The sequence below is a fragment of the Bacillus siamensis genome, from assembly GCF_051628075.1.
In the GTDB taxonomy this organism is placed as follows: Bacteria; Bacillota; Bacilli; order Bacillales; family Bacillaceae; genus Bacillus; species Bacillus siamensis.
The window spans coordinates 193,736-215,080 of the sequence record NZ_CP155579.1 but is presented as its reverse complement, the minus strand read 5'-3'; the positions used below and the strand labels follow the sequence as shown (position 1 = coordinate 215,080).

Here is a 21,345-nt window from a genome sequence, read left to right as displayed (position 1 = left end):
CATCCTCCTAACTGTGTTTTTTCATATTGCGGTTTATCAAATAGAGTGATAAGGCCAGTGCCGCTGCGCCGGCGGCAAGAAACAGGCTCAAGGGGGCAATCTGCGGGCTGTCTCCGCCATTGTTTTGAAATGCGCCGATCACCCATTTTTCAGGGGTAAGCAACGACAGCGTCCGCATATACTCCGGAGCCGCATCTAAAGTGAAGAAAGCCCCTCCCAATAAACCCGTGACAGCGATAAAAACAGAAGCAAGCGATGTGAATTGCTTTTGGCTCTTCATAAACGGGATCACCGCCATCGTTGCAGCAGTTAGCGCAAATACACAGGCCGCAAGTATCGCTCCCGCAGCAAGAACATGATCGGCAAAACGGATACGCAGCATGAATGTTCCGGCACCGAGAATCACGATAATATGGAGAAGTCCGAAAAGATACGCCGCCGCAAACTTAGAGATTGCATATGCCGTATATGAAACAGGCGCGCTCAGCAATCTGGCATATGTATGATTTTCTTTTTCGTCTATAAATGATCGCAAGCTTTGAACCGCAACGAACCAGATAAACATCACTAAAAATCCGATAAGCCTGTCAGCCGCTTGTCCGCCTGCATAAACGTGCTGGCGGTCAACGCTTACGGCAGAATGGCTTTGGGTATCCTTCAACAGGTCAGCCGCCGCCTGCTTAGCGTCAGTGTGCAGCGTGCGGGACATCACTGCCGCATCGCGGACGATCTTTTTCAGCGTGCCCGCCTGCTGCGCAATCAGCCGCTCTGTCAAAACAGCATCACCCTTTTCTTCATTCTGAATGAATGAAACGTTCAATTCATCTCCGGAAAATAATGTCTCTTCAAAATGAGTTCCGATCAGCAATCCGAAGGAAATATCCTGATGATTAACCTTTGTTTTTAAAACATCCTCCGTGACCTTCGTGACTTTTACATGGCCGGCCGTCTGAATCATGTTCATCAATTGTCCTGAAAAGACGCTCTGATCCTTATCAGCCACATAGACTTCCTTCTGCTGACTGCCATCCGCAGAAAGGGAAAAGAAATATGTGAGAAGGAGCGGGACGGAAATGGTCGTAAAGATCGCAATCCGATTCTGTAACATCAGTTTCAGCTGATGTCTGATCATGAATAACAGCTGCGTCATGAAACAGCCTCCTTCCGCTTAAACACCCAGATGGTCAGACATAAAAACACGGCGCCGATGACGGAGAGCTCTGCCAAATCCGCCGAAATACCGCTCAGGCCGGCATGCTGCGTGACACTTACGTAGCTGTTGATCGCTTTGCCGTTCGGTATCAGCTCCTGCACGATTTTCAAACCGGCAGGCATGCTGTCTTTCGCGATAAAACTTCCGCCTAAAAAACTGAAGCCATACAGAATAGGAGCCGCCATGCTTGAGACGGTCTCGTGGTTTTTTGCAGTAACCCCCCAAAGAAGCACGATACTGCCGATCGCAAATGAATAAACGATCGTAACCAGCAATATTTCAAACAAATTGCCCCATTTCACATGGTACAAGATGCTGCTTGCGATGATGACGGCAGCCATTTGTATAAGGATGGCAAACATGATCCCCAAAAGCTTTCCAGCCACGTACTGGATATGTAATACAGGCATTGATTTGATTCTGAAGAATGTGTGCTGCTGCCTTTCTTCCACTATGCCGTGAATGAGCGCAAAAGCGGTCATGATAGAGAACATGACGACCATCGCGATTGAATAATACTGCATCGCATCAATCGGAGCCGCGTGATGGCCGGCCGACTGTTTCGGAATGGCCACAGCCTGTCCGCGCTCAGCGGAAAGTCCGCTCATTATGCTACCGACTTCCTCCTTTGACAGATGTCCCGACTGTTTCAGCACCGTTTTTTCTTCGCTGCTTTCCATCTTTACTCTGGTGACAAATGAATCGGCCATCATTTCAACAATGTCTCCGTTTACAGAGCCTTGTTGGTCTGAGATGACGTTGATACTTGTTTTTTCATTGTGTTCCGCCGCTCTTGCAAAGCCTTTCGGCACGTATACAAAAACCGAGACTTTGCCGCTTTCGACAAGCTGTTTCCCTGCTTGATAACCGCTTATGTCTTTTACACGGATGAGATCATTTTGTTTCAGAACGTCATTCTTTAATGTGTCTCCCAAAGCACTCTCCGCGTGATCCGCATTATAAAACGCGATTTTAAATGACTTCGCTTTCGAATCGCCGTGAAAAACCGTTCCTAAAATAAAAATCATCAGCGCCGGAAATAGAATCAGTTTTATATAGAAGGACTTTTCTCCGGCCATTAAACGAAAATCTAATAAAATCAGCCTGAGCAATGTTTTCATGACGCCCCCTGTGAATCCCGCAGCGTTTTGCCGGTAAGCCGGAGGAAAATGCTTTCCAGATTGGCTTCCTCGAAATGAATGCCCTTAATGGTGATACCGGTTCTTCTGATATCATCCGCAATATCAAGGATATTCCGCTCTGCCGCGGAAACGAGCATCGAAATGGTCTGATGGCTGACGGCGGCTTCGGAAACACCGGGAATGCGGCGGATTTTTTGTACGGCATCATCATTCAGACCCTCTGCATTCACGATCAGGGTATCAGAGGCTTCCGCTGACTGTTTCAATTCGTCTTTCGTTCCGCAGGCAATGATTGAGCCGCGGGCCATGATCGCCGCTCTTTCACATAGATATTCGACCTCTTCCATGTAATGGCTCGTGTAGATGACGGTCATTCCTTTTTCTTGATTTAACGTCTTAACGGTTTCAAGAATATGGTGTCTGGATTGCGGATCAATTCCGACGGTCGGTTCATCTAAAATGAATAGTTTCGGTTCGTTCATCAGGGCAGCACCGATATTCACCCGTCTTTTCATACCGCCTGAAAATTCAGACACCCTTTGATTTCGCTGTTCCATTAATTCGATGATGTCCAGCACTTCATCGACCCGCTTATCGAGCTCCTTACCGGAAAGTCCGTACAGGCTCCCGAAAAAAGCCAAATTATCCTTTGCGCTTAGCGCTTGATACAAGGCTATTTCCTGCGGGACGATACCCATCACTTTTTTTATGGCCGCAGGCTGTTTTTGTAATGACATTCCATTAATGCAAATTGTTCCGTCCGTCGGTGAGAGCACGGTGCTGATCATTGACACCGTTGTTGATTTACCGGCGCCGTTTGGTCCCAGCAGACCGAATATCTCTCCTTTTTCGACGTGCAGCGATATATGATTGACAGCGGTAAAATCGCCGTACTTCTTTGTCAAATCGGTTAATTCAAGCATTCGTGCAGCACTCCTTGTGTCATGTCTGCACTTATTCTACTCTTGGCGATCCTTGTTTTCTATTCACTTTTGTACTCGATATGAGTATTACTTTCGTCATATGTTTGGTGATGAAAAGAGAGAGGGGGTGAAGCGGGGTTATATCATGTTTTGCAAATATAATGTAAGCTCAGTTCTGTTTGTCACTTCGAGTTTATCGAGGATTCTGGATACATAGTTTTTCACAGTGCCTTCAGTCAGGAATAAGTCTGCAGCAATGCGTTTATTGCTTTTGCCTTCCATAATGTGTTTTGCGACATCAAGCTCTCTCGGCGTGAGAATCTCCGTCAGCTTTGGCTGCGGCTCCTCCTGAACGGCCGGGATGCCGATATGATTCAGCGCTTTTACGACTTGAACCGTAACCTTGGGATTCAGCATCATATTCCCTTCATAAACGGCCTGAAGAGAGGCAATGATTTCTTCTGAATCAGCATCTTTCAAGATATAGCCGTCAGCCCCGCTTTTCAGCCCGGCAAAAATATAGTGATCATCCTCAAACGTTGTCAGAATGATGACTTTTACGGACGGATAGCTGGCTTTTACCGCTTTTGTCGCTTCGATTCCGTCCATGCCGGGCATTCTGATATCCATCAAAATCACATCGGTTTCGGTTTGCGGAAGCAGCTGCAGAACTTCTTCGCCGGAAGAAGCTTCTCCCGATACTTGAATTCCTTCGTGAAGGCTCAGAATCATTTTGAGCCCCTCCCTGACAATGGATTGGTCGTCTGCGATCATGACATTCACTAGATCATTCCTCCTTGCACGGTATCCTTATTTTCACGTCAAAACCCGTTTCATTTCCGGAAGAGAAAACAGCTTCTCCGCCAAGCGCGGCCGCTCTTTTTTCAATTCCTTTCAGACCATTTGATTTTATGATCGTTCCGCACGCTGAGCCGTTATTATGAATATGCGCCAATATCATGTTCAGGTCCTTTTTCATCCGGACAGAAACATATGACGCATGTCCGTGCTTCACCGCGTTCGTAATCGTTTCCTGGACGGTTTGATAAAGACAGTGCTTCACATCAGGCTGCGCCGCTTCTATGGCCTCGTCCATCTCTAGCTCGAAGTGTATCCCTCCCGCCTCTTGAAAATGGCTGAAAATGTCACGGAGCGCTTGTTCAAATCCCCGCCCCGGCAAAGAACCCTGCAACAGCATCACGGCCTGGCGAAGCTTTAAAATCGATTCTTTCGTAAGATCATGCGCCTTATGAATGATCTGCTTTACTTTTTCCGGCTGATGCCCGGCTGTCTTCCCGGCAAACTCTAAATTCATTTTCAGAGCAGCGAGATAATGACCTAAAGAATCATGCAACTCCTGCGCAATTCTTGTTCTTTCTTTCGTAACCGCCAGTTCTTCAATGCGTTCTGAGTATTCCTTCAGTGTGGCGTTGGCCGTCTTCAGCTCTCGATTCAGCGATTCAACCTTTGACTTCTCCTTCAGATTCTTCCGGTATAAATAAATCACCGTAAACATGATGAAGTAAGGGAGCACGATATCACTGACACCCGCTCCGGAGGCGTATAAAGCGGCGGCAAATGCGGCGGCGTTCATCGTTAACAAAACAGCCGAAATCTGCTTATCAGTAATAAGCACCTCCACCAATAAAAGCACCATTATTGCCTGTGTCCCCGTACAATAGACATTGTACAGCAGAACTCCCGCCATGACGCTGCTCAGGAGAAAAGATCCGTGATAGATGGCGGACCGTCTCTTCATATATATCGGCCGCAGACAGTCATTCGCCGCAAGCAGCATCACGAGTACAGACAAAAAAACCTTCAGCTCCCCCCGGCCGGGAGGAAGCTGAAGAATCGCATGAAAAATTGATAGTAACGCAAAGCCCCTGATCAGTAACTTCGTATGTGCAATCTTCATCGTATTCTCCTTACAGATGGGCGGCGGCTTTTCGCTCCACGTTCAGCAGATCATACAGCTCATCAAGCGAATGAATTTCATGCGTCGGAATGACCCCGGAATCATTTATTTTCTTTCCGGGATTAAACCAGCATGTATCAATTCCCGCCATCTGACCGCCTTTTATGTCCGCGCTCAGTGAATCGCCGATAATAAGCCCGCGCTCGGCAGCAAAACCGGGAATTCTCGCAAATACATAATCAAAGTATTCCTTCATCGGCTTTTGAAAACCCGTATCCTCAGATACAAACACATCTTTAAAAAACGGATAAAGACCGGAATCACCCAGCCGCTTATATTGTGATCTTGATACACCGTTCGTCACGATGTATAAATCAAATAAAGGACTCAGCTTTTCAATCAGCTCATAAGCCCCGTCTATCATCTGGTGTCCTTCTTCTAAGTATCGGCGGTACGCCTCATTCATCAGCACGCCGTCCGCCTCGAGGCCGTATTCTTTAAACAAAAGGGCAAACCGTGTATTCACCACTTCATCGCGGGTCATGTCCCCCTCTTCAAACGCCTTCCACAACCCTTGATTTAACGCTTTATAACGGGCTTCCACCTCTGCCGTCAGTTCCAGCTTTGAACCTTGAAACAATTTTTGAAGAGCATCGGTTTCTGAAGCGGTAAAATCCAGCAGCGTATTGTCTATATCAAATAATAACGTACGGTAGTGACTCATCGATGTTTCCCCCGGTTCTGCTTTTTTTAACCAGTATACCACTCGCGGACAAGCCGAAAAAGACACCCCTTTAAGAGAGGTGTCTTTTTGAATTATACAGCGTCTTCTATTTTCGAGTCTTCATCAGACATGCGCTTGCCGATGCCGAACGCATAATAGCTGATCGTCACAATCGCCATAAAAATCACCCCGACGACCAAAGATATCCGCGTCTCTTTGTTAAACCACATGCCGGCCAATACCATGATTAAGAAAGCAATCGTCAAATAGTTGGTAAACGGCGCAAAAGGCATTTTAAACGGGTGCTGATCAAGCTCAGCGCCCTTCGCTCGTCTGAAACCGAGATGGCTGATTAAGATAACAAACCACGGAATCATTCCCGGCAGCACACTCGCGCTGTAGACATAGACAAATATTTTCGGAGGCGCGATGTAGTTCAGCACGACACCGATCACAAGGCCGATTAATACCGCAAGCGTACCGAATATCGGCACACCGCTCGATGAAACTTTCTTAAAGAATTTCGGCGCCTGTCCGTTCACGCCCAATGTATAAAGCATGCGTCCCGCACTGAAAATCCCGCTGTTGCAGCCGGACATCGCAGCGGTAATCACAACAAAGTTAATCAAACCGGCCGCCGCCGTAATCCCGACTTTCGCAAATGTCGAAACAAACGGACTGCCGAGTGAGTGAAGCTCATTCCACGGATATACGGTAACGATTACGAAAATCGCACCGATGTAGAAAATCAAAATCCGCCAGATAATGCTCTGAATCGCGCTTCGCAGCGTTTTTTGCGGATCTTTCGCTTCTCCTGCCGTAATCCCGATCAGCTCAACCCCTTGATAGGCCGCAACAACCAAAGACAAAGCAAAGAAAAACCCGGTAAAACCATTTGTAAAGAAACCGCCGTGCGACCATAAATTAGATAATCCGATCGCATGACCCCCGTTGCCGAAACCGAAGAAAATAATGCCGATACCCGCAACAATCATCAGAATAATGGTGACGATTTTGATCATGGCAAACCAAAATTCAAACTCACCGAAAGATTTTACCGAAATCAAATTCGCCGCACCGAGTATGGCCATGGCGATAAGGCCGGGAATCCATGCCGGCAGATCAGGAAACCAATATTTCATATACGAACCGACGGCAATAATTTCAGACATCCCGACGATCACCCATTGAAACCAGTTGCTCCACGCCGTCATATAGCCGGCTAACGGATGTATATACTTATGGCCGAATGTCGCAAACGACCCTGTACTCGGCTCTACATAAAGCATTTCGCCCATCGCACGCATGATAAAAAAGATAAAGATACCCGAGATCGCATAAGCCAGCAGAACAGACGGCCCTGTCCATCCAATCGTGCTGGATGACCCCATGAATAAACCGACACCGATCGTGCCGCCCAGCGCAATCATCTGTATATGACGCGCGCCTAAGCCTCTCTTTAATTCCTTGTTTGCCACTTCGCTTCCTCCTCTTAACAGCTCTGATATATGTGAAATAATGAAGCAGAAGGCGCATCTGTTGAACCTAACTCAATCTTCATTTCCCGCAATATTAGAAATATTCTATCTTCCTATTGTTATATAGTCTCCAATTTCCTTATTCCATCATAATAAATTTTCGTGGAAAACACAATTGTTTTTTTCAGGTAAACACCCTGCACCCTAGACCGAGAGACTCAAAATAAAGCGCTTTCATTTTTACTAAATTAAGAATATTAAGATAATAAATACCGCAGCTTCCGAGAAACAGTATTTCCCGGGAGAAAAGGTTCCACCCCCCTATTCTATAAATATTGCTAAGCAGAATGGCGTAAAGCCTTACTCTCTATCATTCTCCCTCTCATACGCCATCATCCTGCTTACCCCGGCAAAAATCATTCACTAATCGATAAATGCCTCATTCAGCCGCAGCAAAAGCCTGCCGAACATTTCTTTCTCCTCGCCGGACCAATCATCAAGCATGCGATGATACCGCTCAAGACGCATCTTTTTATCAGCTTTTAGCCTCTGTTTGCCAAGCTTCGTAATCGCAAACAGACTGACCCGCCCGTCAGAAGGATCGGAGAAGCGCTGGATCAGCTCCTTCGTTTCCAAGGCCGCGGCCTGTCGAGACAACGTAGATATATCCAGTTTAAAGGATTCGGCCAATTCCTTCACACGCGCCGGCCCAAATTCATCAAGCTGCCGTAATAACAAATACGCAGCTCTTTCCAGATGTCCGATTTTGCGGTCGGAGTTATCGAGATAAACAGCCCTCCTGATAAAAGTGGTGAGCTCATATTCAATTAATTCAATCGGATCTTGTTTTGACAAACGCCTCACTCCTTACATTGACAACAGCAACATTAGTTGTATAATACAAACATATGCACATTTACTCAGAAAACATATAGAAAGATTTTGCATACATATATTTGTATAGTACAAATATATGTGCCGAAAGTAAAGAAACTTATCGAAGCAACAAGAAAGGGGGAAGCTGCTCTTCTCCAAAGAACAGCATCGTTGTGAAAATCATACGCATCATACTGCAAATCATTATTTTATTCGCATTTTCCTTTATCGGGGGAGCCGTTCAGCAGCTCTTCCACCTGCCCATTCCCGGCAGTATCATCGGTTTAATCCTGCTCATCATATGTTTATCGGTTAAGATCATTCCCGCCAAAATGATTGAAGACGGAGCCGGATTTTTGCTGTCTTTTCTTCCGCTGCTATTCATTCCGGCCATGACGGGCGTCATCAATTATCCGTCACTGTTTTCCACAAGCGGGGCGGCCCTGTTTTTAATCGTCGTGCTGAGCACCATCGTCACAATGATCGCCGCAGGGTACGCGAGCCAGCTGTTAGAGCATAAAGCCAATCAGAGAAAGGAGAAAAAGAAGTGCAGCAAGCATGTATCGCAATCCTTATAATTTTGTTCACGGCCGCCGCCTATCTGGCCATGGTGAAATTATATGTGCGCTTTCCATATCCCTTTCTCATACCCGTGTTGACGACTACGATTTTCATTATTGCCGTGCTGCTTGTTTTTCATATTCCGTATAAAGAGTATATGGTCGGCGGACAATGGATCAATTCACTGCTCGGCCCCGCCGTGGTAGCTTTGGCATACCCGCTTTATAAGCAGCGCCGGGTATTAATCAAGTATATGTTTCCGATTATCGGCGGCGTATTGGCCGGTTTATTCTCCGGAATGGTCAGCGGCCTGTTATTTGCAGAGCTGTTCGGCATCAGCCGGAGTTTGATTTTGTCTATCATCCCAAAATCAATCACGACTCCCGTCGCCATTCAGATCGCGTCCGGCATCGGCGGTGTTCCTTCCATGACAGTCGTGTTCGTCATGATCGCAGGGTTTTCCGGCGTCATCTTAGGGCCGCTGCTTCTCAAGTGGATCCGCATCCGCAGCTCACTCGGGAAAGGAATTGCATTTGGGAGCGCCTCCCATGCGCTCGGCACCTCAAAAGCAATGGAATACGGAGAATTAACGGTCTCCATGAGTTCTGTCTCCATGACGCTCTGCGCCGTGTTAGGGTCGGTCTTCGGCCCTGTCGTAGCATGGATGTTTCAAATTTAAAGCTGGCGGTTCTCCGCCAGCTTTTTTATATGCAGATTATCTCATTTTCTTCCAATATAGATGTTTCATTTGTAAGAAGAATGGTAAAGTAGAAAACAAGGAGGGATTTAAGATGACTGCAGCAATTCCGCAAAAGAAACTGCTGGATGGGACAAGCATTCCCGCGATCGGCTTCGGTACATACGCTCTTCATGGAAACAACGGCGTTCATGCCGTTACCAGCGCCATTGATATCGGCTATCGTCTGATTGACACCGCTTATAACTATGAAAATGAAGGGGCGGTCGGAGAAGCTATCAAGAGAAGCTCTGTTCCGAGAGAGCAGCTATACGTGACGTCCAAGCTTCCGGGACGCTACCATGAATATGACAAAGCTGTACAAACCATTCAAGAATCTTTATACCGCGCCGGTCTGGATTACTATGACCTGTATCTCGTCCATTGGCCGAATCCGAAACAAGACCGCTACACAGAAGCATGGCAGGCACTGATTGATGCGAAAAAATGGGGCCTGATCCGCTCCATCGGCGTCTGCAATTTCCTGCCTGAGCATATCGAACGGCTCGAACGTGAAACCGGCGTAAAGCCAGGCATCAACCAAATTGAACTGCATCCCGCTTTTAATCAGCAGCAGCAGCGGCAATGGCATGAAGAACAGGGCATCGTGACTGAATCATGGAGTCCGTTAGCCCGCGCCGGTGAAGTATTGAACGATCAAAAACTCGGACAGATTGCGGACAAATACGGCAAAACCATTTCTCAAGTCATTTTACGCTGGCATATCCAGCTGGGCGCCATCCCGATTCCAAAATCAGCCTCCCCAGAGCGCCAGCTTGAAAACATCTCTGTTTTTGATTTCTCCCTTGATGAAAACGACATGAAACTTATCGATTCGCTTACCCGCCCGGACGGACGCATAAACGGCCAAGACCCGGCGGAGTATGAGGAGTTTTAAGCAAGCACATAAAGAAAGCTGACGGCATCATTCGTCAGCTTTTTTCTCATTTTATATACGCACACCCAGCTCCCGTTTCCATTCAGAAAGCCAATCCGTATCCCCAGATCCGTATTGCCTGCTTTGGCCGGCATCACGCAGAGATCCGTCTTTGTAATCAATGGACAGCACCAAATCAGGAATGGCATCATAACCCGTTCTCGCCAGCTTCGTAAGCGCCTGTCCGTAATGGGCAGCCGCTTCTGCCGCCGTATGTTTCAGTAAAGGATCTTGCTGCAGCGCTTCCTTATAAACCTCTAAAAGGTCGCGGCCGTCTTCTGTGACGAACTTCCCACCCACAGTCTGCAAGTCTTTCAGATGATAGCCGGTCACCTCATACATTTCCCGAACGACTTGATATTTCTCATACGCTTCCGGCGTAAACTGCGAGGAGTCATCACTCCGGCTGCGAATGATGTGCGCAAACAGCTCTTTGCTGTTTTCCCCGGAGTTTAAGACAGCTTCGATCTGCTGAGTGAGCTCTTTATCGTCAGTCCCGCTCACTTTTAACAGATAATCAATCGGTGATATCGTAAATGTAAGATTCGCGCCCTCCGGAATCTGAATATGATTCCGATGAAAAAGCACACCGATTTGCTGATTGACCTGCCCTCTCTGAAACACCTTTTCGTTTTCTCCTTGAATTTCTCCATTGAGTGTTTCACCCCGAAACGCAGCATCACGGAAATCATAGCTTTGGGCTTTCCCCTTAAACAGCCATTCCGTTTCATTATGATAAGCGGCCTGACGCTCTGTTTCTGTTAAATCACTCCTGAAATAAGGTGAATCGGGACGCTGGTATTTGTCCTTAATAAAACGTAAAGGATCTGATTTTCGTTTATTGATTTCATTGATACGGCTGTATTTCTCATCAAGAATCCTGCTTGCAATATCACTCTCAGACTCATACGGATTATCAGCGGCTATTACTGTCTCATTCCCATTATCCGTAATCGTTTTCTGATTTGCGGATTGATATAAACGGGACAGGCTGCTCCCTTTCTCAGTGACACCGCTCCTTGAATAATTCACCTGGCTCAGATCGCGGGTCCCGCCTGATTGGATCAATAAGCGGTCCGGCCTTTTTGCCGCATCTTTCACATTTGTTTTAGAAGAATTTTGCTGAAGCACTTGCTGAGCCATTATTTGATTTTTTATATAACGAGCGTTTAGGCGCATGTTTTTAACCTCCGCTTGAGATGATGTTCTAGTGTTTTTATCGGCTGTTTCCCAGTTGATTTTAACCTTAAATAACAAATGTTTACATAATAGTCGTTTTTATATATGATGAAGTAAAAAGGGGGATTTTTCCATGAAAAAGTATATATCTATTCTATTTGTCACTGCAATCGTATTATCAGGCGTATTGTTTGCACCTTCAGCTTCAGCCTCTGCGTTTCAAGTAAGCACTATTACAGGAAATCACTCATTTGAAACTGCCAATCCAGTAGGCTACTGGAAATATAAAAATATTGATACAGCCGTATTGCCGGAAGGGGAAAAAGAATCGTACTTCACTTTCACTGCCAATAAGGGAGAAAGACTCTATGTCAGGAGCTCAACAAGAAGTGAATACAAGGGAATGAGCATTGAAATTTACAATAAAAATAAAGTGCTGGTCAGTAAAGGCACAGAAGTGATAAACCCTGATACGCTGCTTCCTTTTATCTATGCCATTACAGATGCGAAAGAAAATAACGAGACGTTCTACGTGAAAGTGTCCCGCGGCTCATACACTGACGATATATACTTTACACTCTCCATTTACGATCGAATCAAAGCCGGAAGCGAGACCTTCGCATTCAGCGGCACAGCTGAAAATAAAGGAAATACAAGCCTCAGTCCGAACGGATCGGATTCAACCGTTCTCAGGCTCGACTTAACCAAACAGATAAGCATTCCAAAAGACGCCATAGTGAAAAGAATCAGCACCACCGCGACTCAAATACCAAGTCAAGGAAACACAAAACACAACATAATGTCTGAAGAAAATAAAGTGTGGCACCGCGCACTCGCAAACAGCTCCACTCAAGGAAATTACGGTATCACACAGGATGATAACCTCTCAGTCTCAAGCATCTGGAATTTTAAATTCAACACACTTGCAACAGCAAAATCGACTATGAAAAATGTGAAATTGAAGATAGATTATGAGTACGATGTGACATCACAATATTAATGAGAAGAAAAGCCGCCCATTATGCGGGCGGCTTTCTGCTTGGAGTTTAAGTAAATTTATGAGCCTGTGCCATGCCTTATCCTGTTGTGAATTCTTTTTTATGATAGATAGCTGCGGCAATGAAAAATGAAACGAGATATAAGATAACGCCGATCATGAGATATATAATCGGGACATATAAAGAAGGATCTATGTGCAAAAATGACGGCGATAATTGTTCTGCTACGTAACCAACGACACTTTGCAATCCAAAGGTAGCAAAAAGTCCCCCCATTGCACCTCCAATTACAATAGCATCAGACTTTTCCGGGCCTATCATGTAGAGAAGAGGATAAACGATTGCACCGGCAAAGAGCACGATGAACGTTCCAAAAGAGACAATATTCAATATGCCGTCAATTTGTTCATCAGAACCCAGACTGTATACAAAGAAGATACCATAAGATATTACAGCTCCGATCACAACAACCAAAAGATAGAAGACATAGTGGCTTTGAACAATATTTGTTCTGCTGACCGGTAAAGTCAGCACATACTTGTCATAGCCAGACTTACTCTCATACTTTATAACCTCAAGTGCGGGCATGACGACAAACAAAATAATCAGCATAGCAACAAAACGATGCATTGAAGCCTCTCCAAAATAAAAGATGACTGCTGATACCAATATGGCCAACCCCGTGTATGCAAAGAAACTTCGATAAACTAAGTAATAGTTAGTCAATAACAGACCTCTCATGTTTTTCACTCCTCGTTAAAAAGACACTGATTTCTTCTATTGAAATGGTTTTGGCCGTTACGCCATTCGGCAATTTCTGTCGATCCGATACAAGCACACTCCAATAAGATCCATGGCTCCTTTTTGCAAGAATGATATCTTCGTTGAGCTCAGCCAATTGACCTTCATCAACATCTATAACAGTATAGCTTTCAAGAACCTTATCTTTCTCTTCATTTAATAAAATCTCGCCATCTTTCATAATAATGATATGGCTTGCTATCTTCTCAACATCAGACATAATATGTGATGAAAGTAAAATACCGCCGTTGCATTTACTCACAAAGCTTTTTAATTCATTTAACAGATCATCTCTTGAAGAGGGATCAAGCCCTCCCGTTGCTTCATCCAGGATTAATAATTTCGCGTTATGCGACAAAGCAACAGCTACGGATAACTTCATTGACATGCCGCGCGAGAATGCATTTACTTTTTTATCCATAGGTAAAGAGAAAGATTGAACCAACCGATAAAAATTGTCTTGGTCCCAAGCACCGAATAGTTTTTTAAATACATGATTCAGCTGCTTTATCGTAAGATGCGCGGGCAGATTCATCGCATCAAATGCGACCCCTATATCTTCTTTGAACTTTATATGTTTATCCAGATTCTCCTCACCAAAGATTTTCACTTTTCCTCTATCTTGAGAGATTAACCCTAATATCGTTTTAAATGTTGTTGATTTGCCTGCGCCGTTATCACCGATAAAACCGACAATGGACCCGGCAGGCACATTGAATGTAACATCCTTTAAAACAGCTTTATGACCAAAAGATTTGCTGAGGTTTCTGACTTCTAAAAGATTTGACATCATTCCACTCCTATCACTGTTGTCAGGACTTTTTTAAGAATTGAACCGGATTATTGAAAAAATATTGTGATTTTTATATCTGGTCGAAGAATTCATAATGAAGCAAGAGTCGGCAAATACAAAAGAGATTTTAAAGTCTTAAGCATAATGTGGAAGTGCAATCGATTGATTACGTTTATATAATGGAAATTCATGATGAAAAATTGCTGGAGGTGATGACTTTCCGATGAGGCATACACAAAAACGATTTACTAATGATTACATTTATGGATGTTAACTGAAATGCATCTCGTATTATAAAGCAGGTGTTATTCCTTTTCAATATTAAACGGGGATTTCTTTAAAATCGCAAAGAGTAGGGTTTTCTCATTTCCACATTAAAAAACCCCTCTGGCTAATAACCAAAGGGGTTAAATATATTATTCCACAGTCACACTCTTCGCAAGGTTGCGCGGTTTATCAACATCACAGCCGCGGTGCAGTGCCGCGTAGTAAGCGATCAGCTGCAATGGCACAACAGAAACCAGCGGAGCAAGCGCAGGGTTGACTTCCGGCAGGATGAATCTGTCGTCTGCGTCTTCTAAGCCTTTCAGCGAGATGATGCAAGTGTTGGCGCCGCGGGCTGCGACTTCCTTCACGTTTCCGCGGATGCTCAGGTTGACGTGTTCTTGTGTCGCCAGTGCGAAGACCGGTGTTCCTTCTTCGATCAGGGCGATTGTTCCGTGCTTCAGCTCGCCTCCGGCGAAGCCTTCCGCCTGAATGTAAGAAATCTCTTTCAGCTTCAGGGCGCCTTCGACACATACGAAGTAGTCGAGGCCGCGGCCGATGAAGAAAGCGTTTCTTGAAACAGTCAGGTACTCACGCGCGATCATTTCCATTTCGTCCTTCTGGTCGCAGAGGGCTTCCATGGCATTTGCCGCGATACCTAATTCTTTGACTAAATCAAAGCCGATATCAACGCCGTTGCGTTCTGCCGCAACTGATGCAAGGATCGCAAGCACGGCGATCTGAGCCGTATACGCTTTTGTTGATGCAACCGCGATCTCAGGGCCGGCATGCAGAAGCAATGTGTAATCCGCTTCACGGGAAAGCGTGGATCCCGGAACGTTTGTAATTGTCAGCGCTTTGTGGCCCAGCGCTTTGACTTGAACAAGCACGGCACGGCTGTCCGCTGTTTCTCCGCTTTGAGAAAGGAAGATAAAGAGCGGTTTCTTAGACAGAAGCGGCATGTTGTAAGAGAATTCACTCGCTACATGCACTTCAACCGGGACGTTTGCCCACATTTCAATATATTGTTTCCCGACAAGACCGGCATGGTAGCTCGTTCCGCAAGCCACGATATAAATGCGGTCCGCTTCCGCCACGGCGTCAGCGACATCGCCGGCCACAGCCAGTCTGCCATTTTCGTCCTGATACATTTGGATGATTTTGCGCATAACAAGCGGCTGCTCATCCGTTTCTTTTAACATGTAGTGAGGGTATGTGCCTTTTTCGATATCACTGGCGTCAAGCTCAGCGATATAAGACGCACGTGTCATGACTTCACCGTCAAGGTTTTTAATCACGGTTTCGTCTTTTGTCACGATCACCATTTCTTTATCCAAAAGCTCAACGTATTCATTCGTTACTTGAAGCATAGCCATCGCGTCAGATGCCACGACGTTAAACGTATCTCCAAGACCGATTAACAGAGGGCTTTTGTTTTTTGCAACGAAAATGGTGTCTGTGTTTTCGCCGTCAAATAATGCAATCGCGTAAGAGCCTTTTAACAGAGTGAGTGTTTTTCGGAACGCTTCTTCTGTATTAAGACCTCCCGCCACAAATTGCTCGATCATTTGAACGATGACTTCAGTGTCCGTGTCGCTTTTCAGTTCAACGTTTTCAAGATATTCGCGCTTCAGCTGAACATAGTTCTCGATCACACCGTTGTGAACAAGTGTAAAGCGGCCGAGTGCGCTTTGATGCGGGTGAGCGTTCAGGAAGCTTGGTTCGCCGTGAGTCGCCCAGCGTGTATGGCCGATTCCCGCTTGAGATTCAACCGCAGGATCCACCACTTCACGAAGGTCGGCAATGCGGCCTTTCTCTTTATACACATGCACGCCCTGCTCGTTCGCCACAGCGATACCGGCAGAGTCATAGCCGCGGTACTCAAGCTTCTCTAATCCTTTTAACAAAATCTCTTTCGCATCAAGCTGACCGATATAACCTACAATTCCACACATTTTTTCTTCCTCCTAAAGGTGTAAAAGGAGACGAAGAAAGCCGAATTACAAGGGGACTTTCAATCGTCCCCTCCCACATGTTTTTTTGGAAGATCATGTGATTTCCCTTTGTTCGGAGAGTCGCCCCTCCGGTTTGAAGAAATCCTTACGGCTGTGATCTAAATGAATCAGCCGGGAGGCATCCGCCGAAAATTCGATAACCTCCATCCTCGTCAACTAAGCCGTTTTTCGGGCGCTTAGTTCGGGCGCTGTAATTATAAAAGATGCAAACAATTCCGCCTTCCCTGTAAGTGAAAAACAAAGGCCGGACAAGCTTGATTTTACAGCATGTGCCAAGGACGGTCAATTATTTTTTGCCGCCCCGGCATCATGTTTACTATCATATTATGCTGGTCGCACTTGTCTTGTTCGCTCTCTGTTTATAAACTTCGTTACTCCGCTCCCATTTCTGTCCGCACGACATCCACGATTTTTGTGACATATTCGTCACAAAGCTCTTTTGTTCTCGCTTCCGCCATCACGCGGACGAGCGGCTCGGTGCCTGACGGACGCACTAATATCCGGCCGTCTCCGTTCATTTCTTTTTCCACTTCAGAAATAACGGCCTTCACCTTAGCGTTTTCTTCCACCTTATATTTATCCGTCACTTTCACATTTACTAAAAGCTGCGGGAATTTTTTCATTTCAGCCGCAAGCTCTGAAAGGGTTTTGCCGGACGCCTTCAGCGTATTCACAAGCATGATCGCGGACAAAAGACCGTCACCGGTAGTGTTGTAATCAAGGAAAATAAGGTGCCCTGACTGCTCGCCGCCGACATTATAGCCGTCTTTTTTCATCGCTTCTACGACATAGCGGTCTCCGACTGCCGTTTGAACGCTTTTGATTTCTTCTTTTTCAAGCGCTTTGTAGAAACCGAGGTTGCTCATCACGGTTGATACGACGGTATCATCTTTGAGACGGCCCTCTGATTTCAAATACTTCGCGCATATGTACATGATCTGATCGCCGTCGACAATGTTTCCTTTTTCATCAACGGCAATGAGGCGGTCGCCGTCGCCGTCAAATGCAAGACCGATGTCGGCGTTTTTTTCTTTGACGAAAGCACTCAGCGCTTCCGGATGTGTAGAACCGACGCCGTCATTAATATTTAATCCGTTCGGAGACGTTCCCATTGTAGACACGTCAGCATCAAGATCGGCAAAAAGGTGAGTCGCAATGGAAGATGTCGCACCATGGGCGCAGTCAAGCGCTACATGAATACCCGTGAAATCTTCGTCTGCCGTCTGCTTTAAAAATTGCAGATATTTTTGAACACCTTCGAAATAATCGTTCACAAGCCCGAGATCCGCGCCTGTCGGTCTCGGCAGCTTATCTTCCGGTTCATCCATGAGACGTTCAATCTCGGCCTCCTGCTCATCAGAAAGCTTAAAGCCGTCTCCTCCGAAAAATTTAATTCCGTTATCCTGTACGGGATTGTGAGAAGCGGAAATCATGACGCCCGCCTCAGCATCCATGGCTTTCGTTAAATAGGATACCCCCGGTGTAGAAATGACGCCGAGGCGCATCACTTCAGCTCCGATCGATAAAAGTCCGGCGACAAGGGCTCCCTCCAGCATATGTCCGGAGATGCGTGTATCACGGCCGATCAGCACTTTCGGGCGCTGTTTATCTTTGGTCAGGACATAACCGCCAAAACGCCCCACTTTAAAGGCCAGCTCTGGCGTAAGCTCGCTGTTGGCAACACCTCTTACACCATCTGTTCCAAAATACTTGCCCATTTTGTATCGCTCCTTTTTCATTCTGTTGAAGATGAATCAGCGCTTGATCCGCCTTCATCCTGGTCTTGATTTTGATCCTGGTTTTGACTTTTATTCTGATCGCTGTCAGTGTCGTCTTCCCGGTTCTTGTTCTTGTCTTTGTCTGCGTCTCCGCTTGTGCCGTCATTATTGCCGGAATCGGCGGAGCCGCCGTTATTTTTATTTGAACTTGTGTTTTTCTTAGAAGTCAGCTTGATTTTAGCCGTGTCTTTGGACAGGGACCATGTGATGTTTTGCGGTCCGTTTACTGCAAGCTTTACAGAATGCTCTCCGTCATCTAAGTCTGAGACATTGGCGTACAGTTCAATATCCGACTTTTTCAGCGCCTTAATGTTGGCCGGAGAGCCTTTGGCCGTAATATTTATCGCCCGCGATTCTGGGTCGAGAAACTCAATCTGCTGCGAGCCTCCCAATCCGACCGTCTTGATTGCGACATTGTCAAAATCCTTTTTGTCTTCACTGTCCACCTTAACATGAAGCGTAATTTTCCCCGGTGATACCTTTGTCACACCCTTAGGAAGCGGGATGTCGGCATCTATATCCGTATCTTTATCAATTTTGCCTAAATCAAGAGATACGCCGTCGATAAACTCAAGTGAATCCAGTACGTCCTGCGGGCCGTAAACCGTCACCTCACTCGGATTCGAGTCAATGCTTGCAATGCTCACCCCGTCAGGAAGACTTCCCTTCCTTTCGATTTTGAAAGGGAGCTTTTTGCTCGGACTGGCCACGGGAACCGTCACTTTGATGACTGACGGTTCAACATCAACAGGAAGTGCGTTGCCGTCTTTGTCATAGACGGTCACCTTCACTTCCTTATCAATGGTTTCATTTGCATTTTCTAGGTTCACGGATGCTTTGACAAGCGAAATGTTGTCAATCACATTTTTCGAACCCGTAATCTGTACGTTTTTCGGGCTGATGATCGGCTGCTGGGGCGTATACCCCTTTTTCATTTTGCTTTTATTGTAGTATTCAACTTCAACCGGAAAACTCTCAGCCGTTTTTTCCTGAATCGTAACCGTCGTGACTGACGGGTTAATGGATATCGTCAGTCCGTCCGATACATTTTTCGCCTTCAATTCGACCTTATGAGTCCCGGTCTTCAGCTTGTTCATATCGGCATATATCTCAAAATTCTTCGTCTGTCTCGCCTTTTTCACCGCGCTTGTCGATCCTTTAATTGTGACATTTACGGTCTGAGGCACGCCGGTGACCACGTAATTCGCTTCATCATAATATGCTTTTACAGGAATATCAGTAAGCGTAGCCTCGTCAGTCGTTGATGTCGGAAAAAAGGATTCCCCCGGCTTTTTCGGAGTCGGCGCCTGGTTGTTGTTAACCGCAACATAAAGCAGGAGCGCAAAGAGCAATGCAATGATCTTTACAGCCCAGCGGTTGTTTAAGAATTTATCCATTTTTCTTGCCCCTCCAGTACCAGCGGTTAGAAGAAGTATCTCTGGCGTTTTTCTTAAACTCAGCTTCAAGCATTTCTTTCAGTGCTTCTTCCGTCAATTCTCTGTGAAGGTCTCCGTTTTTGGCCACGCTGATGGCGCCCGTCTCTTCAGATACGATAATGGTTAAGCTGTCCGTCACTTCACTGATGCCGACAGCCGCTCTGTGCCGCGTCCCCAGCTCCTTTGAAATAAACGGGCTTTCAGAAAGCGGCAGATAACAGGCAGCCGCCGCGATCTCGTTATTTTTCATAATGACCGCTCCATCGTGCAGCGGCGTATTCGGAATGAAGATATTAATCAAAAGCTCCGAGCTGACCTGCGCATTAAGCGGGATGCCCGTCTCAATATAATCGCCCATTCCCGTGTCGCGCTCAATGGCGATAAGGGCGCCGATGCGGCGTTTCGCCATGTAGCTGATTGATTTTGTAATCGCTTCAATTGTCTTATGCTGCGCTTCCTCCACGGGGGTGCCGCTCCTTGAAAAGAACCGGCCCCGTCCGAGCTGTTCAAGCGCCCGTCTCAGCTCAGGCTGGAATATAATAATGATCGCTAAAAATCCCCATGTTATCGCTTGGTCCATCAGCCACTGAAGCGTACTGAGTCCCAAATATGAACTGGCCATCCGGACCAACACGATGACGACGATCCCTTTTAAAAGCTGAACCGCCTTCGTTCCGCGTATGACCATGATTAATTTATATATCACATACCAAACAAGGAGAATATCAACGGCATTGCCGAGGTATTGCAAAAATGGGATGTCCTCAAAAGCCATTTCCTCGTCCTCCAAGAATTCAGTCATTTCGTTTTTTGTTATGAATTGTGCTGCATGAGCAATATGTACATCATATAGCGTGCTCATTATACCACATTTTGATTTATCAAGTGAAATCAGCCAGCGCGGCGTAAAAAAGAGTAAAGCGATTATACGCTTTACTCATCTTTAATCGGAGTCTAAAGCACTCACGACGCCCTGACCCGCTGTTTTCAGTTCGTACCAGACCCAGTCAAACAATTCGTTAATTTCTTCAATCTGCCCGGTGACTTGTCCGGCTGAGGCCATGTATTTTTCTCCGTTAACCACGGTCACGTTGCCGTCGACTTTCCCTTTAATGACCAGCTTGCCGTTTTTTACTGTGACATCGCCCTTTACGGTCTCGCCTTCAGGGACGGTGACCGTGTGATTCTGCACGACAAGGTTCGGCTGCTTTGACACACTGAAATTGTGGTCGTTATGCCAGCTGTTGAAAAAACCGCCGCCCATTAAAATCACAAAAACCGCCGCGGCTGCAATTATCGGATGAGTTTTGATCCATCGTTTTACAGAAGCGCGTTTTTTCTCTTTTGGAAGATTCGCCATAACTTTGGCAGTAAAATCAGCAGGGGCTGTGACATGCGATGTGCTCCGGACGAGCGCTACGGATTTCTCCATTTCATGAAAATGCCGTTTGCAATTCCCGCATGACCGCAAATGTTGTTTTAATACGTCTTCATCTTCAGGAAGGATATCTCCATCAAGATGCTTATGCATAAGCTGCACGATCTGTTCAGGACAGCTCATTTCATCACCCCA

The 21,345-nt window shown here is 46.1% G+C and carries 20 protein-coding genes; 4 read left to right on the top strand and 16 right to left on the bottom strand.

Features of this window, described 5'->3' with window-relative positions:
* Positions 1 to 7: 7 nt before the first annotated feature.
* From ABDB98_RS01220 to ABDB98_RS01185, 8 genes are all read right to left on the bottom strand, one after another.
* A complete protein-coding gene (locus tag ABDB98_RS01220) occupies positions 8 to 1,150 on the bottom strand; it encodes an ABC transporter permease (protein WP_438421117.1) in 1,143 nt (380 codons plus the stop codon).
* Positions 1,147 to 2,334: an ABC transporter permease gene (locus tag ABDB98_RS01215; RefSeq protein WP_438421116.1), complete on the bottom strand. Its 1,188-nt coding sequence runs from the start codon at positions 2,332 to 2,334 to the stop codon at positions 1,147 to 1,149. The genes ABDB98_RS01220 and ABDB98_RS01215 overlap by 4 nt, the downstream gene beginning before the upstream one ends.
* Positions 2,331 to 3,278, bottom strand: a complete 948-nt coding sequence (locus tag ABDB98_RS01210) for an ABC transporter ATP-binding protein (protein WP_438421115.1) — start codon at positions 3,276 to 3,278, stop codon at positions 2,331 to 2,333. The genes ABDB98_RS01215 and ABDB98_RS01210 overlap by 4 nt, the downstream gene beginning before the upstream one ends.
* A 138-nt stretch (positions 3,279 to 3,416) precedes the next feature.
* Positions 3,417 to 4,061, bottom strand: coding sequence for a response regulator transcription factor (locus tag ABDB98_RS01205; RefSeq protein ID WP_438421114.1), 645 nt, complete (start codon positions 4,059 to 4,061; stop codon positions 3,417 to 3,419).
* Between the two features lie 4 nt (positions 4,062 to 4,065).
* Positions 4,066 to 5,196 carry a sensor histidine kinase gene (locus tag ABDB98_RS01200; RefSeq protein ID WP_438421113.1) on the bottom strand — a complete coding sequence of 377 codons (1,131 nt, stop codon included), beginning with the start codon at positions 5,194 to 5,196 and terminating at the stop codon, positions 4,066 to 4,068.
* 10 nt (positions 5,197 to 5,206) lie between these two features.
* Entirely contained in the window at positions 5,207 to 5,920 is a 714-nt protein-coding gene (locus ABDB98_RS01195) for a YjjG family noncanonical pyrimidine nucleotidase (protein ID WP_438421112.1), read from the bottom strand.
* Positions 5,921 to 6,012: 92 nt separating this feature from the next.
* A complete protein-coding gene (locus ABDB98_RS01190; protein WP_047476089.1) occupies positions 6,013 to 7,398 on the bottom strand; it encodes an amino acid permease in 1,386 nt (461 codons plus the stop codon).
* A 423-nt stretch (positions 7,399 to 7,821) separates the two neighbouring features.
* Positions 7,822 to 8,253 carry a MarR family winged helix-turn-helix transcriptional regulator gene (locus ABDB98_RS01185; protein ID WP_016936907.1) on the bottom strand — a complete coding sequence of 144 codons (432 nt, stop codon included), beginning with the start codon at positions 8,251 to 8,253 and terminating at the stop codon, positions 7,822 to 7,824.
* A gap of 194 nt (positions 8,254 to 8,447) precedes the next feature.
* On the opposite strand from ABDB98_RS01185, the gene ABDB98_RS01180 reads away from it, so the two are divergent.
* From ABDB98_RS01180 to ABDB98_RS01170, 3 genes are all read left to right on the top strand, one after another.
* A complete protein-coding gene (locus ABDB98_RS01180) occupies positions 8,448 to 8,852 on the top strand; it encodes a CidA/LrgA family holin-like protein (RefSeq protein ID WP_438421111.1) in 405 nt (134 codons plus the stop codon).
* Positions 8,822 to 9,514, top strand: a complete 693-nt coding sequence (locus ABDB98_RS01175) for an LrgB family protein (protein WP_438421110.1) — start codon at positions 8,822 to 8,824, stop codon at positions 9,512 to 9,514. The genes ABDB98_RS01180 and ABDB98_RS01175 overlap by 31 nt, the downstream gene beginning before the upstream one ends.
* A 112-nt stretch (positions 9,515 to 9,626) precedes the next feature.
* Positions 9,627 to 10,469 carry an aldo/keto reductase gene (locus tag ABDB98_RS01170; protein ID WP_438421109.1) on the top strand — a complete coding sequence of 281 codons (843 nt, stop codon included), beginning with the start codon at positions 9,627 to 9,629 and terminating at the stop codon, positions 10,467 to 10,469.
* Between the two features lie 51 nt (positions 10,470 to 10,520).
* Here ABDB98_RS01170 and ABDB98_RS01165 read toward each other — a convergent pair whose 3' ends face one another.
* Positions 10,521 to 11,687: a DUF4885 family protein gene (locus tag ABDB98_RS01165; RefSeq protein ID WP_438421108.1), complete on the bottom strand. Its 1,167-nt coding sequence runs from the start codon at positions 11,685 to 11,687 to the stop codon at positions 10,521 to 10,523.
* A 133-nt stretch (positions 11,688 to 11,820) separates the two neighbouring features.
* On the opposite strand from ABDB98_RS01165, the gene ABDB98_RS01160 reads away from it, so the two are divergent.
* Entirely contained in the window at positions 11,821 to 12,687 is an 867-nt protein-coding gene (locus tag ABDB98_RS01160) for a hypothetical protein (protein WP_438421107.1), read from the top strand.
* A gap of 76 nt (positions 12,688 to 12,763) precedes the next feature.
* Here ABDB98_RS01160 and ABDB98_RS01155 read toward each other — a convergent pair whose 3' ends face one another.
* The 7 genes from ABDB98_RS01155 to rsiW form a co-directional block, all read right to left on the bottom strand.
* Positions 12,764 to 13,426 (bottom strand): ABC-2 transporter permease, encoded by a 663-nt coding sequence (locus ABDB98_RS01155; protein WP_438421106.1) that lies wholly within the window; start codon positions 13,424 to 13,426, stop codon positions 12,764 to 12,766.
* Positions 13,404 to 14,276, bottom strand: a complete 873-nt coding sequence (locus tag ABDB98_RS01150) for an ABC transporter ATP-binding protein (RefSeq protein ID WP_438421105.1) — start codon at positions 14,274 to 14,276, stop codon at positions 13,404 to 13,406. Before ABDB98_RS01150 ends, ABDB98_RS01155 begins: the two co-directional genes overlap by 23 nt.
* A gap of 419 nt (positions 14,277 to 14,695) precedes the next feature.
* Positions 14,696 to 16,498: a glutamine--fructose-6-phosphate transaminase (isomerizing) gene (gene glmS / locus ABDB98_RS01145; RefSeq protein ID WP_438421104.1), complete on the bottom strand. Its 1,803-nt coding sequence runs from the start codon at positions 16,496 to 16,498 to the stop codon at positions 14,696 to 14,698.
* A 431-nt stretch (positions 16,499 to 16,929) separates the two neighbouring features.
* Positions 16,930 to 18,276, bottom strand: a complete 1,347-nt coding sequence (glmM, locus tag ABDB98_RS01140) for a phosphoglucosamine mutase (RefSeq protein ID WP_016936920.1) — start codon at positions 18,274 to 18,276, stop codon at positions 16,930 to 16,932.
* Positions 18,277 to 18,293: 17 nt separating this feature from the next.
* On the bottom strand, positions 18,294 to 19,733 hold the full coding sequence (locus tag ABDB98_RS01135; RefSeq protein WP_438421103.1) for a CdaR family protein: 1,440 nt from the start codon (positions 19,731 to 19,733) through the stop codon (positions 18,294 to 18,296).
* Complete coding sequence (cdaA, locus tag ABDB98_RS01130) at positions 19,726 to 20,547, bottom strand: diadenylate cyclase CdaA (RefSeq protein WP_003156763.1); 822 nt, start codon at positions 20,545 to 20,547, stop codon at positions 19,726 to 19,728. Before cdaA ends, ABDB98_RS01135 begins: the two co-directional genes overlap by 8 nt.
* Positions 20,548 to 20,715: 168 nt before the next feature.
* Entirely contained in the window at positions 20,716 to 21,333 is a 618-nt protein-coding gene (gene rsiW / locus ABDB98_RS01125) for an anti-sigma-W factor RsiW (RefSeq protein ID WP_016936922.1), read from the bottom strand.
* Between the last annotated feature and the right edge of the window lie 12 nt (positions 21,334 to 21,345).

What these genes read in the sequence shown, in the direction of transcription:
- ABDB98_RS01220 (WP_438421117.1), bottom strand. Translation starts at nt 1,150, where the DNA reads ATGACGCAGCTGTTATTCATGATCAGACATCAGCTGAAACTGATGTTA.
- ABDB98_RS01215 (WP_438421116.1), bottom strand. Translation starts at nt 2,334, where the DNA reads ATGAAAACATTGCTCAGGCTGATTTTATTAGATTTTCGTTTAATGGCC.
- ABDB98_RS01210 (WP_438421115.1), bottom strand. Translation starts at nt 3,278, where the DNA reads ATGCTTGAATTAACCGATTTGACAAAGAAGTACGGCGATTTTACCGCT.
- ABDB98_RS01200 (WP_438421113.1), bottom strand. Translation starts at nt 5,196, where the DNA reads ATGAAGATTGCACATACGAAGTTACTGATCAGGGGCTTTGCGTTACTA.
- ABDB98_RS01195 (WP_438421112.1), bottom strand. Translation starts at nt 5,920, where the DNA reads ATGAGTCACTACCGTACGTTATTATTTGATATAGACAATACGCTGCTG.
- ABDB98_RS01170 (WP_438421109.1), top strand. Translation starts at nt 9,627, where the DNA reads ATGACTGCAGCAATTCCGCAAAAGAAACTGCTGGATGGGACAAGCATT.
- ABDB98_RS01165 (WP_438421108.1), bottom strand. Translation starts at nt 11,687, where the DNA reads ATGCGCCTAAACGCTCGTTATATAAAAAATCAAATAATGGCTCAGCAA.
- ABDB98_RS01160 (WP_438421107.1), top strand. Translation starts at nt 11,821, where the DNA reads ATGAAAAAGTATATATCTATTCTATTTGTCACTGCAATCGTATTATCA.
- ABDB98_RS01155 (WP_438421106.1), bottom strand. Translation starts at nt 13,426, where the DNA reads ATGAGAGGTCTGTTATTGACTAACTATTACTTAGTTTATCGAAGTTTC.
- ABDB98_RS01150 (WP_438421105.1), bottom strand. Translation starts at nt 14,276, where the DNA reads ATGTCAAATCTTTTAGAAGTCAGAAACCTCAGCAAATCTTTTGGTCAT.
- glmS (WP_438421104.1), bottom strand. Translation starts at nt 16,498, where the DNA reads ATGTGTGGAATTGTAGGTTATATCGGTCAGCTTGATGCGAAAGAGATT.
- glmM (WP_016936920.1), bottom strand. Translation starts at nt 18,276, where the DNA reads ATGGGCAAGTATTTTGGAACAGATGGTGTAAGAGGTGTTGCCAACAGC.
- ABDB98_RS01135 (WP_438421103.1), bottom strand. Translation starts at nt 19,733, where the DNA reads ATGGATAAATTCTTAAACAACCGCTGGGCTGTAAAGATCATTGCATTG.
- cdaA (WP_003156763.1), bottom strand. Translation starts at nt 20,547, where the DNA reads ATGGCTTTTGAGGACATCCCATTTTTGCAATACCTCGGCAATGCCGTT.
- rsiW (WP_016936922.1), bottom strand. Translation starts at nt 21,333, where the DNA reads ATGAGCTGTCCTGAACAGATCGTGCAGCTTATGCATAAGCATCTTGAT.